This window comes from Agromyces solani (assembly GCF_058349925.1).
On the sequence record NZ_JBYRER010000005.1, the window covers coordinates 23,570 to 36,824 of the forward strand.

A 13,255-nucleotide genomic window follows, 5' to 3' on the forward strand; every position below is an offset into this window, starting at 1 on the left:
TCGGATCAGTTGGGCACTGCTGAGCGGGATCACAGCGTCCGATGCCCGCTTGGATGCGGCCCTGATTACCAGGTGGTCCGACATCGCCGTCCGCCCTCACCGTCGACGGCGCCAGGGTTCATGTCTTCCATGGTACGGAGGACCGGGCCGCCAAGCAGCCTGAGGGCGATCTCATCGGTCCGGTTCGCTGCGTTCCCGGCGCGGCGTCACGCCTTCTGGAGCGCGGCGATGGCGGAGGCCGCCCGGTATCCCGAGGCAACGGCACCAGAGAGGGACTGCGCGGTGCCGGTGTGTTCACCGGCAATGGCGACTCGCCCGATCGCATGTGAGAATGCTTCGGCGTCTTCGGGCTGCCAGTCCAGGTTCGGCGCGGTGTACGCGCCTTGTGCCCACGGGTCGTCGGCCCAGGTCGTGAGCAGCGGTTCACCGGTGACCTGCAGCTCGGGTCGCATCTCGCAGATGGCGGCGAGCCAGCCGTCGGCGCCGCGCTCGACGCCCAGTTCTTCGAGTGTCGCCGCCCCGCCTGCGAAGCTCGACAATGCGGAGATCCGCGACGTCCCATCGGTCGACAGTGACCGCCACGACCACCAGGTGTGATCGGCGTTCTGGAGCGCGACATCGCTGTCGACCGCGCAGAGCGGAACGGCGAGCTTCGCGGCGACACCCATCAGGCGGTGGTCGAGCGCCCGCTGTTCGGGGTCCGGAAGCGCGAAGCCGAGCGGCATTCGCCGGAGTACGGGCAACGGAACCGAGATCACGGCGGCATCGGCTTCGACCCGGGTACCGTCGACGAGGTGCACCTGCACGCCGGACGCGCTCTGACCGACCGCCGCGACGGGCTCCTCCAGGCGGATCCGTCGCCCGAATCGGCGTGCGAGCTCGAGCGTCAGCACCTGATTGCCGCCGACGAGGCGACCCCCGTCCTCGATGTGACGGTCGTCATCGGATGCTTCGTGCAAGAGCACGGCCGCCGCGCTGACGAGCTCGGGGTCGGCCGCGGCCGAGGTCCTGACACGGCGGTAGACCGGATCGAGTCGGTAGTCACCGCCCAAGGCTTCCGCGTACGCGTGTTCGAGCGATACGCCCGAAGCGCCGTCCGCGATCATCGTGCGCAGTGTGTCGCGCACCAGTGCACTCGTTCGGCGCAGCTCGACGTCGTCGATAATGCGGCCGTTCACGGTGCGGCGCGCATACCGGACGCCGTGGGACATCATCGGCAACTCGAGTTCAGCGGCCAGGCGGCGGATGGCGTGCTCATCGGGGAAGATGTACTCACCGCCCCGCTCCATCACTTCGCCGTTCTCCAGTCTCTGCGACCACGTGCGGCCCCCGACGCGGTCACGGGCTTCGAGCACGGTGACCTCGTGTCCGGACTTGGAGAGTTCCCAGGCCGCGGTCAACCCCGACAGTCCGGCGCCGATGACGATGACCTTCACTGGCTGTGCTCCTGCCCCGCGTACCGAATAGGATCGTCCACACCGTGCGTGCGACGGCCTCGACGCCACGTGCCGAGCACGTCGATCGATTCTGGGGGCTGCGTCGTCAACGACCGCGGGTCGCTCGACAGCCAGACGAGGTCCGCCCTGCTTCCGACCGCGAGCGAACCGACGCGCAGGGAGCTCCGATTCTGCGTCACCGCCGCCGTTGCCGCTTCGAGCGCTTGCTCGACGGTGAGCCGCTCGTCCGGCTGCCACCCACCCTCGGGGGTGCCGTCCGGGTTCTGCCGATGCATGGCGGTCCACATCCCGGCGATCACATCGGGCTCGAAGACCGGCCAGTCGCTCCCGAAGCTGATCGTCGCGCCGGCTGCTCGAAGTGCCCCCATCTGGTGCTGCAGTTCGCGATCGGGTCCGAGTCGCGGAATCGTCAGGTCGGTCATCACGGGGTCAGCACGTGCAGCGAGCGGCTGGAAGCAGGCGATCACCCCGAGCGAGGCGAATCGTTCGAGGTCGGCCGGGTGGATCACCTGAGCATGGGCGATCGTGGCACGCCGGTTCGGGCGAGTGCTCACCGCGTCGAGTCGTTCGATCGAGTCGAGTGCGCTGCGTACTCCGGCGTCGCCGATGGCATGCAGGTGAACATCGAATCCACGGGTGTCCACGTCGATGACGGCGGGAGCGAGCGTCTCGGCCGTCCAGTTCGGAAGCCCGTGATCACAGGCATCCGCATACGGGTCGAGCATGTGCGCCGTGTGATTTTCGATGATGCCGTCGACGAAGAACTTCACCGTATCGGCGGTGAGGCCGGGCGCTTCGGCGATCTTGGCCCGCATCTCCTCGAGCTCTCCCAGCTGCTGCGGCCAGCGCAGAGGATCCGCGCGCAGGGCGATGTCGAAGTCGACCACGAGTCGGCCGGATTGCGCCGCTTCGACCCACACCTCGATGTCGTCAGCGTCGGCCCACGCCTCCTGGGCCCAGGTGATCCCCCGCGCTGCCAGCATCTCGACCGCGCTCACGAGCGAGTCGATCCGGTCTGCCAGCGGTGGAGCCGGAACGACTCCGAGAACGAGTGCCGTCGCCGATTCGAGGAGCGTTCCCTCCGGCGTCCCGTCGGCGCGCCGTACGATCCGGCCGAGCGGCGGGTCAGGGGTCGCCGAGGTCACGCCTGCAAGTTCCAAGGCGCGCGAGTTGCACCAGACGGTGTGGTAGTCCCAGGCCCTCAGCACCACGGGACGGTCTGCTATGACCGCGTCGAGCCATCGTGCGTCGAAGCGGCTGTCCTCGACGATGGTCGCGTCGTAGCTCCCTCCGACGATCCACTCGGCATCCGGGTGGTCATTCGCCCAGGCTGCGACGATGGTGCCGATCTCTTCGACGGTGTTCGCCGGACCGATGCGAGGACCTCGCAGTTCGGCGGCGGCGAGCATCGGGTGGACGTGACCGTCCGCGAACGCGGGTCCGAGGTACCCGCCGCCGAGATCGACCGTCAGCGCGGTACGTGGGACCTTCGCCGGCCAATCGATGATGCGACCGTCGCGCACGAAGATCCGGTCGGTGTCGGGCAGCCCCCCACCCCGGTGAACGATGCCGTTCGTGAGGATGATATCCATGGTTCCTCCTAGATGACGTCGGTGAGCGCTCGGTCCAGCGCCTCGAGGAAGTAGTCGACGCTGGCCGCGCTGATGCAGAGCGGGGGCTTGATCTTCAACACGTTCTGGCGGTCGCCGGTGGGTTGGACGATCACGCCGAGCTGCAGGAGTCGATCGCAGAGTGCACGGGTTTCGACAGTTGCGGGCTTGAGGGTGACGCGGTCTCGCACGAGTTCGAGGCCGAGGTAGAGCCCCCGCCCGTGAGCTGCGCCGATGATCTGGTGGCGCTCGGCGAGCCGGGCGAATCCGTCCAGGAGCCGCTGCCCCATCGCGGTCGCGTTCTCCTGAAGCCGCTCGTCGCGGATGATGTCGAGGATCGTGGTGCCGAGCTTCGCGCTGAGAGTACTACCGCCCGCTGAAGAGAAGAACGTACCCTGCGCAGCGAGCGATGCCGCGATGTCGGCTCGGGTGATCACGGCTCCGAGCGGGTGCCCGTTGCCCATCGCCTTCGCCACCGTGATGATGTCGGGGACCACTCCCGGGTGCTGCTCGAAACCCCAGAACACGTCTCCTTGGCGGCCGTAGCCGACCTGCACCTCGTCGGCGATGCACAGGCCGCCACCGGCCCTGACGGCCGAGTAGACCTGGCGAAGGTAGCCGGCCGGCACCTCGATGGCACCGGCATTGCCATGACGCGGCTCGGCGATAAAGGCTCCGACCGGAGCTCCGTCTGCCGCCCATTCGGCGAGCTGGTGGACGGCGTCACGGGCGAATCGATCACCGGCGTCCGCACCGCGGTATCGCCCGCGGTAGGTATTCGGTGCCTCGAGCACGTGGACCCATGCGGGCCTCGTCTGCTCGGCGAGCGGATTGTCCGACACGCTCGTCGAGACCGCATCGGCCGCGACCGACCACCCGTGGTACGACTCGCTCACGCAGGCGACCGCCTCCCGCCCGGTGTGGGCGCGAGCCAGCCGCAGCGCGAGGTCGACGGCCTCCGTGCCGCTGTTCACCAGGAGGACGGTGTCAAGCGCAGCCGGGACTGTTTCGAGCAGGCGTTCGCTGAATTCGGCGACCGCGGCGTAGTTGAATCGCGAGTTCGTGTTGAGCATGCGCCATTGGTCGGCGACGGCATCGGCGAGCCGAGGGTGGCCGTGGCCGAGGACGGTCACGTTGTTGACCATGTCGAGGTAGTGGCGGCCGTCGACATCGATCATGAACTCGCGCCATCCGCGCTCGATGCGGGGTGGTCGACGGTAGTAGTGCCCTTGAAGCGGCGCGTACGACTTGGTTCGCCGCGCGAGCACCGTCTCCCCTGCGAGCTCGGAGCGCCCGGTGCGCCCGACGAGGAGTGGCGTCGGGTCGAGGAACTCAGCGAGCCATCCGGCTGCCTCGCTCGGACGCACGAAGAGTGGAAGCGGCTCAGTCGACTCTGTTCGATCCGCCGTCAGGTACCACAGCCGAACCGGCCCGTCGAAGACGGCGATCCGCCGACCGGCGCTGATCTCACCATGATGCGCGCTTGCCCGCGGCTGCCCCTCGATCACGAGTGCATGTTCGCCGGCCGTGAGCGTAATGACCCAGCCGTCGGCAGCGACCCGCCCTGCGACCGGCGCGATGAGCTCGATCGAACCATGCGAGGCGACGTCGATGAAGAGGGGCACGTTGACCGGCTCCTCGGGGCCCGGGGCACCAGCACGCGTGAGACGCGGCTCGGCGAATCGGGTGACGGCGAGTCCATGCGCGGCGGCTCTGCTGAGCTGCGCCGCCTCCACAGAATTGGCGTCTCCGAGCCATTCCCCGTTCTCGAGAGCTCGACTGTCATAGCCGAACACCACCTCGTCGAACTTGTCGACGCGGTCCACTAATGGCCCGGGCTCGCGCCACCCGCGCGACGGAACCGCCTCGGGGCGAATCGCCGCGCGGATGGCCGCGGTCATGGCGTCGGCGTCCCGAGCAGAGGCAGCCGCGAACACGGCCCACTCGCGTTCGAGAGCGCTTCGAGCGTAGTCGTTCTGCGGGTCGATGCTGACCTGCTGCAGTCCACTCACGACGAGCGTCGCGCCTCGCAGCACGAGCAGCGGCCAGATCACGCTGAGCTCCTCGTGCGTGAGGCGAACCTTCCGGTCGAAAGCCGCGATGAGGGGCAGAATGGCGAGCGGCCGGCTCGGTGCGTGATGCAGGACGAAGCTGCACGCGATGACGAGTTCAGCGACGCGCCAGCTATCTGCGGCGTCACCGAAGTCGATGATGCCGCTCACCGTGCCCTCACTATCGATCACGAGGTTGTCGTCGGTGAGATCACCGTGCACGGGCTGGACCGGAAGTTCGTTCGCGACCGGCTTGACCGCACGGAGCGACTGCACGGTCGCCTGCTCCAGCGCCGCGCGGCGGCTTCGATCGTGCACGAATCCCAGCAGTTCGAAGATCACGTCGGCGGCGCGACGAAGATCCCATTGGATGGCTCGGTCGAGACCCGGATGCGAGAAGCCGGCGAGCGCCACACTGACGTCGGCGACGAGGTCGCCGACGCCCTCGAGTACCTCGTCCGACAGGTGCGAACGCTCGATCAACGGAATGCCCTCAACCCACGACAGCAGTCGGACGAGGTGGCGACCGTCAGGAAGATCGACCGAAGCCATGTCGCCTCCTCCCACTGCGGGTGCAGGATGAGGAACGTTGAGCCCGCGCTCGTGCAGGCGTCTCATGATCGAATTCTGCGCATCGATCTCCGCCGGAGAGAACGCCGGGTTGCTGATCTTGAGCAGCCAGCGTCGCCCGTGACCGTCGTCGATGAGGAAGTTCCGGTCCTGCTGACTTCCGAGTTCTGTCGCGCGCCCTTCGATGCCGAAAGTCACAGCGGCGATGCCGCTCGCTGATTCAGCATCGATCACGGGCCGCGGAAGCTCCCACCTTGGTTTCATTCGTACTGGTTGCCTTTCACTGCGGAATTTGCAGTGTAGCAACTTATGTACTGCACATTCATCACTGGAGCGCAAAGTTGGGTCATACTGATCACATGAGTGGTGAGCCTGGGGGCGCCCGCGTTCATGACGACGGGCTCGACGAGATCGATCGGCAGCTATTGACGTTGCTGCAGAAGGACGGCCGTCTCTCCTACTCCGAACTCGGCGACGCGACAGGACTCTCTGCCGGTGCCGCGCGCGCTCGTGTCCTCAGATTGCAGGAGGACGGCATCCTCCAGATCGTCGGGGTGACAGATCCGCTCCGCCTCGGTTACCGCAACATGGCGATGCTCGCCATCAACGTCGACGGCGACATCGATGAAGCCGCTGACGCGATCGGACGTGTGAACGGAGTCATCTACGTCATCCTCGCCGCGGGTTCGGTTGATCTCCTCGTCGAAGTGATCGCAAGCAGCTCCGACGAGCTCTACGAGATCATCAACCGCCGCGTCCGCACGATCCCCGGCGTGCGAGCAGTCGAGACCTTCACGTACTACCGGACACACACGCACCGCTTCGCGTGGGGGGTCGTGCCCGGCTGAAGCGGCGGCCTGCTTGAGCGGAATACGCGGAGGATCGCCGGCGATCAGGCCCCCAGCGCGACAACGGCGTCGACCCGCGAAAGCTCTTCGAGGTCGTGGGTCGCCACCACGATCGCGGTGCCAAGGCGGGACGTCGCGATAATCGCCGATTCGATCGCGATGCGCGAGTCGACGTCGAGTGCTGTCATCGGCTCGTCCAGCAGCATCAGGGGGGCGCGCCTGGCGAGCCCCTGGCCGAGGAGCGCCCTCTGGCGTTGCCCGCCCGAGAGCTCGGCGAGTGGCCGGCGCCGTAGCTGAGCGAGCCCGACGGCCTCGAGACTCTCCTCGACAATCTCGCGATCCGCGGATGACAGCGGGCGCCAGAATCCGGCGCGCCGCCAGCGACCCATCGCGACGAGTTCGACGACTGTGATCGGCAGCAACTCCGAAACAGTCGCCTGTTGCGCCACATATCCGACATTCGGATCAGATAGATCCACCGTTCCGTATCGAGGCGCGACCAGACCGGCGAGGGTCTCGAGCAGGGTGGACTTGCCCGAACCGTTCGCGCCGACAACCGCGACCACCTCGCCGGCATGAGCGACGAGATCGACGCCGGTGAGCACCTCGCGACCGGCGACATCCACGTGGAGCCCGACAGCCCGCACGACGGGTCGCGGGCGGCGAGCAATCGAATGATCACGTACATATCGGAGCGCCATGCGCAGAACTATAGCGAATGATAATCGTTCTCAATTAATGCTAGCGTCGTCGCTCGTGACCTTGCTCATCGATCCCTTCGCGTCCACGTTCATGCTGCGAGCCTTGGTCGGCGGCGTGCTGGTGGCAGTCCTGTCCGCGATCGTCGGCACGTGGGTGGTAGCCCGCGGGATGGCGTTCCTGGGGGAAGCCATGGCACACGGGGTGTTGCCCGGAGTCGCCATCGCCGCCCTCACAGGCGCCCCTGCCCTCTTCGGCGCCGCGGTGAGTGCGGCGGTCATGTCGCTCGGCACAGCGATCGTGTCACGGCGCTGGAAACTGTCCGCCGACACGAGCATCGGCCTCCTGTTCGTCGCCAGCCTGGCGCTGGGCGTCGTCATCATCTCGGGCTCACGCGGCTTCGCCGGCGATGTCACCGCCGTTCTCTTCGGAGACATCCTCGCCATCCAGAGCGCTCAACTCGTCGCGCTAAGCTTGGCCGCGTCGATCGCAGCGATCGCGGCGTGGGTATTCCATCGCGCATTCGTGGCGCTGGCCGTGGACCCGAGACAGGCCAGGTTGCTGGCGTTGAAACCGCGACTCGCGCAGTCCATCCTCGTCGGTCTGATTGCACTCACCGTGGTCGCTGCGTATCAAGCGGTTGGCTCCCTTCTCGTGCTCGGCATGCTGCTCGGCCCAGCTGTCGCGGCTGGACTGTGGACTCGCCGGATCCCGACGACCATGGCACTTGCCGCAGCGATCGGATCCGCGAGCGTCGGGCTGGGTCTCCTCGTCTCGTGGTACGCCGATGCGGCCGCAGGCGCCACGATTGCGCTGATCGCGGTGCTCGGAGCACCGGCATCCGCTTTGACCAGGGCCGCCGCAAGACGCATCACCGGCCTCGACGCTTCCTCACCGCCCGGCGACAGCGAGGCGCCCACCGGGCCCACCCACGAACACTCGACCTCGCGAACCGAAAGGCGCCAGTGATTCACCGCAACTCCGCAGCCGTCCTTCTTGCCATCGCCACGCTGATGTCGCTGGCCGCCTGCTCCCCCGCTAACGGCGGGCCGACCGCATCTTCCCCTCCAGACGCAAACCCTCTCGACAACGGTCACGGCGCCGTCTCCGGAGCCCGCGAGATGAGCGAGCCCCAGCCTCACCTGGTGACTGTCGACGAGCGGGGAGCATTACAAATGCTCGATCTGCTTGACGAGTCCGTCGAAGCGTTGGGTGAGCTGCACGGCGTTGAGGCGGTGACGACCGAAGGGCGGTATCTCTACGCGATCCGGCCAGGATTCGGTGCCGTGAGCATCGTCGACAGCGGCGTGTGGGCGTGGAGCCATGTCGACCACTTCCATTACTACCGCGCCGAACCGGCCGTGCTCGGCGACGTCGCGGGCGCCGGTCGTGCGTCCGTGGCTGCGAACGATTTCGGCGTCGGGATTCTGTTCGCGGAGTCCGGCGAGGCGATGGTGCTGTCCGCCGATGCACTCGGCCGGGCTTCCGTCGCACCACAACTGCGATTCCAGGTGACACCGCACGACGGTCTTGTTGTACCGATCGGCGAGCGAGCGCTCGTGACCGAGCCGGGACCGGATGGCTCAGCTGCCCTGGTGCGTGCGCTCGACGCCGACGGCTCGCCGCTCGCGACGGTCGCCTGCCCCGATGCCGCTGGGACGATCACGACGGTGGTGGGCGTCGTCATCGGCTGCGATGACAGCGCAATCCTCGCAACGATCGACGATGGCGGTGTCGACCTTGAACGCATCCCGTACCCGACAGGCAGCACCGCCGCTCCTGCCACGAGATTCGATGCGAGGAAGGGTCGACCGACCGTAGCCGGAATCGCGGGTGACTCGGGCATCTGGCTCCTCGACACCCGGGCCCGAACATGGACGCTGCTCGACACCGGCGAGCCGATCGTTCACGCCACCGCGGTCGACGACGGGGACGAGCACGTGCTCGCGCTCAGTGCCGACGGAAGCCTGCTGGTGCTGTCCGGGTCAACCGGCAAGCAAGTCGCCGAGACGGAGCCGCTCGTCGCCGATTCACTCGCGAGTGAAGCACAACCCGGGATCACGCTGATCGCCGACCAGCAGCGTGCCTACCTCAACGGACCGACGGAGATGCGACTGTTCGAGATCGACTTCGCCGATGGTGCCCGCATCTCGCGCACCTTCACCACGCTGACTGACCCCCGCTTCATCGCGGAGACCGGCCGATGAGCCGCGGCATCCGACGCCCGGCTGCACGCTGGCGCACTTCCGCGATCTTGGCGGCCGGCACCCTCGCGACAGGGCTGTTAGCCGGCTGCACGCCCACCGCGTCCGAGCGCCCACTCGTCGCCGTCACCACGAACATCCTCGGGGACGTCGTCGGCGAAATCGTGGGCGATGAAGCCGACGTGGTCGTCCTCATGCCGACCGGCGCTGATCCGCACTCGTTCGAGATCTCCGCTCGAACGGCCGCTCGACTGCGGAACGCTGACCTTCTGATCGCCAACGGCCTCGGGCTGGAAGAAGGGCTCGCTTCGCACGTCGAGGCTGCTCAGGCAGATGGGGTGCCCGTGTTCGTCGCAGGCGATCACCTCGACGTGCTCGAGTATGCGGAGGGGGATGCGGCCGGCCAGCAGGATGCCCACTTCTGGACCGATCCCGGTCGCATGACCGATGTCGTCAGCGCGCTGGGTCCCGAACTTGCCGCCATCCCGGGTGTCGACGCCGACGCGGTCACAGCCGGCGCCGACGCCTATGTCGGTGAACTCCGTCAGCTCGACGCCGCCATGACGGAGGCGTTCGCTGCCATCCCGCCCGCCCGGCGTGCGATCGTGACCAACCATCATGTCTTCGGCTACCTCGCCGACCGATTCGACTTCCGAGTCATCGGTGCCGTCATCCCGAGCGGCTCGACCCTCGCAGCGCCGAGCGCAAGCGACCTGCGCGAGCTCACGGCTGCGATCGAAGCCGCCGGAGTTGACACGATCTTCGCCGAGTCATCGTCGCCCGATCGACTCGCGCAGGCACTCGCGGGCGAAGTCGACCACGACGTCAGGGTCGTCGAACTCGTAACCGAGTCGCTGACGGATGCCCACGGCGACGCACCTACCTACCTCGACCTGATGCGTGTCAACACCGAGCGCATCTCCACCGGGCTCTCGTCATGAAGGCCCAAGACCATGAATAGGACGACCATGAAGGTCTTCACCGCTCCGCGCACTGCGCTCGCCGTACCACTCGCCGCCGCCCTGACACTCACCGGGTGCGCAGCGAGCGGAGCGTCGAGCGGAAGCACACCCTCGAGCAACGACTCCGCAACAGCGGCGAAACCCATAACTCGTGTCGCAGTCACTTCCGACGGAAGAGTGACCGTGCTCGACGGCGACACGCTCGATGTGGTCGGCGACTTCGAGACGGAGAATTTCACCCGGCTGAATGCCGCCGGCGATGGGCGGCATCTCTTTCTCAGCACGTCGGCCGGCTTCCAGTTGCTCGATGCCGGCACGTGGGTGGATGCGACCGGCGAGCCGCAGGCCGGCAGGCCCGAACTCACCGATCTCGTGGTCCAGGCCGGTGCTGCCGGACACGTCGTCCGACACGGCGGCCGTACCGTACTGTACGACGACGCGACGAGCGACACGACCGTGTTCACGACCTCCGACCTCCTCGATGCCGATGGTGAACTGCCTGCAACTGACGTTGTACCCGGTGTCGACGCGCATCACGGGGTCTCGGTCGTGATCGATGACGGCACCCTGCTGACCACGGTCGGCGACGCAGATGGGCGGACCGGAATTCGCGTGCTCGACGACAACGGCCACGAGATCGCGACCGACGACCGGTGCCCGGGCGTCCACGGCGAGGGCACGCTCGCCGGCGAAATCGTCGTCTTCGGCTGCGAGGACGGCGTGCTCGTCTACGAGGACGGCGAGATCACGAAGTTCGAGGCCCCAGACGCCTTCGGCCGAACCGGCAACGCCTACGTCAGTGAAACCAGCCCGATCATGGTCGGTGACTACAAGCCCGACCCCGACGCGGAGGGATACCTCCTGCGGCACGTCGTGCTCCTCGACACTCAGAGCGACGAACTCGAGGTCGTCGCTCTGCCCGAGGGCGTCGAGTACACCTGGCGAGGGATCACGCGCGGCCCGTCGGAGAAGGCCTACATTCTCTCCGCCGACGGCGCGATCCACGTGCTCGACCCCGAGAGCGGCGAGTTCACGGAGTCGTGGCCGGTGATCGCGCCGTGGAAGAGCCCGGCCGAGTGGCAGGAAGCGCACCCGGCGATCGCAGTCCGCGGCGATATTGCCTATGTCACGGAGCCCGCGACGAACAGCATCCACACGGTCGACCTCACGAGTGGCGCGATCCTGACGAGTGCTGAACTCGACGTCACGCCGAACGAGATCGCTCTCGCGACCGGCAGCATGGAGTAGGTTGCACCCGCTCGACCCATGACGCCCAGTTGGACCTCGCGAACGTCCCTTTCGCGCTACGGCCCACCGGGGCCGCGATCCTCTTCCGATCGCGGCCCCGCTCTGTGCCGGGAGCTTCGGGTCAATCCATCCAGGCCACCTCGATGGGGATCTCCTGCCGGAGGACATTCGACGCCGCGCGGTGGCCGGAGAACAGGGCGGCGGCGACCGTGGCCGGATCGTCCGTCCAGGTCGCCTCCCCCGCCAGGTGCAGCACCCCGCCGACCGGTGTGGCGAGATCGTCGTGATCCGCGGTGGTGGAACCGACGGTCATGTAGGCATATGACCCCCGCGCGAACGGATCGTCTTGCCACGCCGTCCTCACCACGTGCTCGGGCTGTACGACGCGGTCGCCGTACAGCCGTCGTAGCTGGTCGAGTACCGACTCGACGACCTGATCGTCGGGCCACGTCCGCGTCTCGATGGCCGCGGGCCCGGCAGGGAAGACGAGAAGGGTCGGCGTGCCGTGCAGTGGCGTGAGGTCGTACCAGGAATGCCACCAGGCGCCTTCGGGACCCTGCTGGCGGACGGCATAGACCCCGTCGTCCCAAAACTTGGTCGAGAAGCGCAGGAACAGCTTCTCGAACGCATTCATCTTGAGGCGACCGAGAGCAGCAGCGATGGGCACGGGAAGCGGCGGCTCGATGACGAAATCGTCCGACTGCAGAACACCGACCGGCACCGTCACGACGACCGAGTCGGCCGTGAACGTGCCGTTCGACGTCGTGACCTTCACACCGCTATCCGACCATTGCACATGGGAAACGACGTGTTCGAGTCGGATGTCGAGCCCCTGTGCCAAGTGCATCGGCAGCTGGTCGTAGCCGTCGGGGAACACGACTTCGATTCCGTCGATCGCGTCGTCATCGAGTCCGTGCGCGGCCAGATCATCCGTGCGCGCGCCGTACTGTTCCTCCGGGCGGTGATCGATATATTCGCGAACACGTTGCGTGCGCAACTCATCCCAGCCCTGCTGGGCGAGCGCCACCTCCGTCACATCACTGAACGACGAATCTGCGGCTGCGTTCGCGATCGCGTCGACGAGGGTCGCGTCGACTGCAGCGATATCCTCGACGAACTGCCTGACCTCCTCGTCGGCGAGCGGCTGTCCGTCCGGTCCGTAGTACGCGATGGGCCGGCTGTCGGGCTGGTATCCCCCAACGGTGTACTCCATCGTCCGCATCCCGATCGCCTCGGCGGCTGCAGCAACGGGACTTCCGGTAATGCCATGGATCCAAGAGGCGCCCCGGTCGGTCACATGCCCGTCGACGCGTTCCGTGTAAACTCGGCCGCCGATTCGATCGCGCGCTTCCAGTATGACCACTCGTCGCCCCGCCCGCCCCAGGAGCCGCGCTGCCGTCAGTCCCGCAACCCCAGCGCCGACCACGATGGTGTCCAGCTCATTCATCTTCGTGCTTCCTTTCGGTTCTCTGCGTCGTTGTCGGCCTCATGCGCGATTCCGGAGCGCCCGAGGCATCCCGGCCGATCATTCGGGCGCGAGCACCTCGGTGTCGCGGTTGAGCGAGCGCTTCTGGAAGTAGTCGCGGGACCCCGGGAACATCGCCCA

At 67.1% G+C, this 13,255-nt stretch carries 10 protein-coding genes; 5 read left to right on the forward strand and 5 right to left on the reverse strand.

Going from position 1 to position 13,255, the window contains the following annotated elements; all coding sequences use genetic code 11:
- Nucleotides 1-206: 206 nt before the first annotated feature.
- Genes AC3RJ7_RS18635 through AC3RJ7_RS18645 form a run of 3 tightly spaced genes read right to left on the reverse strand, consistent with a single transcriptional unit; the run spans nucleotide 207 to nucleotide 6,027 of the window.
- The gene (locus AC3RJ7_RS18635; RefSeq protein WP_491457359.1) at nucleotides 207-1,436 is read right to left on the reverse strand and encodes a flavin monoamine oxidase family protein; all 1,230 of its coding nucleotides are present in this window, start codon (nucleotides 1,434-1,436) and stop codon (nucleotides 207-209) included.
- Complete coding sequence (locus tag AC3RJ7_RS18640; RefSeq protein ID WP_491457360.1) at nucleotides 1,433-3,049, reverse strand: amidohydrolase; 1,617 nt, start codon at nucleotides 3,047-3,049, stop codon at nucleotides 1,433-1,435. The genes AC3RJ7_RS18635 and AC3RJ7_RS18640 overlap by 4 nt, the downstream gene beginning before the upstream one ends.
- 8 nt (nucleotides 3,050-3,057) lie before the next feature.
- Nucleotides 3,058-6,027 carry an aminotransferase gene (locus AC3RJ7_RS18645; RefSeq protein ID WP_491457361.1) on the reverse strand — a complete coding sequence of 990 codons (2,970 nt, stop codon included), beginning with the start codon at nucleotides 6,025-6,027 and terminating at the stop codon, nucleotides 3,058-3,060.
- Between the two features lie 20 nt (nucleotides 6,028-6,047).
- On the opposite strand from AC3RJ7_RS18645, the gene AC3RJ7_RS18650 reads away from it, so the two are divergent.
- Nucleotides 6,048-6,536 (forward strand): Lrp/AsnC family transcriptional regulator, encoded by a 489-nt coding sequence (locus AC3RJ7_RS18650; protein ID WP_491457362.1) that lies wholly within the window; start codon nucleotides 6,048-6,050, stop codon nucleotides 6,534-6,536.
- 44 nt (nucleotides 6,537-6,580) lie between these two features.
- On the opposite strand, the gene aztA is transcribed toward AC3RJ7_RS18650, so the two are convergent.
- Nucleotides 6,581-7,237 (reverse strand): zinc ABC transporter ATP-binding protein AztA, encoded by a 657-nt coding sequence (gene aztA, locus AC3RJ7_RS18655; protein WP_491457363.1) that lies wholly within the window; start codon nucleotides 7,235-7,237, stop codon nucleotides 6,581-6,583.
- Between the two features lie 55 nt (nucleotides 7,238-7,292).
- Here aztA and aztB point away from each other — a divergent pair, with 55 nt between their 5' ends.
- The 4 genes from aztB to aztD all read left to right on the forward strand — a co-directional run bounded on the left by aztB (nucleotide 7,293) and on the right by aztD (nucleotide 11,649).
- Nucleotides 7,293-8,204: a zinc ABC transporter permease AztB gene (aztB, locus tag AC3RJ7_RS18660; RefSeq protein ID WP_491457364.1), complete on the forward strand. Its 912-nt coding sequence runs from the start codon at nucleotides 7,293-7,295 to the stop codon at nucleotides 8,202-8,204.
- Between the two features lie 176 nt (nucleotides 8,205-8,380).
- Nucleotides 8,381-9,442, forward strand: a complete 1,062-nt coding sequence (locus tag AC3RJ7_RS18665) for an ABC transporter (RefSeq protein WP_491457365.1) — start codon at nucleotides 8,381-8,383, stop codon at nucleotides 9,440-9,442.
- Nucleotides 9,439-10,380, forward strand: coding sequence for a zinc ABC transporter substrate-binding protein AztC (gene aztC / locus AC3RJ7_RS18670; RefSeq protein WP_491457366.1), 942 nt, complete (start codon nucleotides 9,439-9,441; stop codon nucleotides 10,378-10,380). The genes AC3RJ7_RS18665 and aztC overlap by 4 nt, the downstream gene beginning before the upstream one ends.
- Before the next feature lie 27 nt (nucleotides 10,381-10,407).
- Complete coding sequence (gene aztD, locus AC3RJ7_RS18675; protein WP_491457369.1) at nucleotides 10,408-11,649, forward strand: zinc metallochaperone AztD; 1,242 nt, start codon at nucleotides 10,408-10,410, stop codon at nucleotides 11,647-11,649.
- A gap of 121 nt (nucleotides 11,650-11,770) precedes the next feature.
- Here the strand turns inward: aztD and AC3RJ7_RS18680 are convergent, their stop codons facing one another.
- Complete coding sequence (locus AC3RJ7_RS18680; RefSeq protein WP_491457367.1) at nucleotides 11,771-13,096, reverse strand: flavin monoamine oxidase family protein; 1,326 nt, start codon at nucleotides 13,094-13,096, stop codon at nucleotides 11,771-11,773.
- Nucleotides 13,097-13,255: the final 159 nt, after the last annotated feature.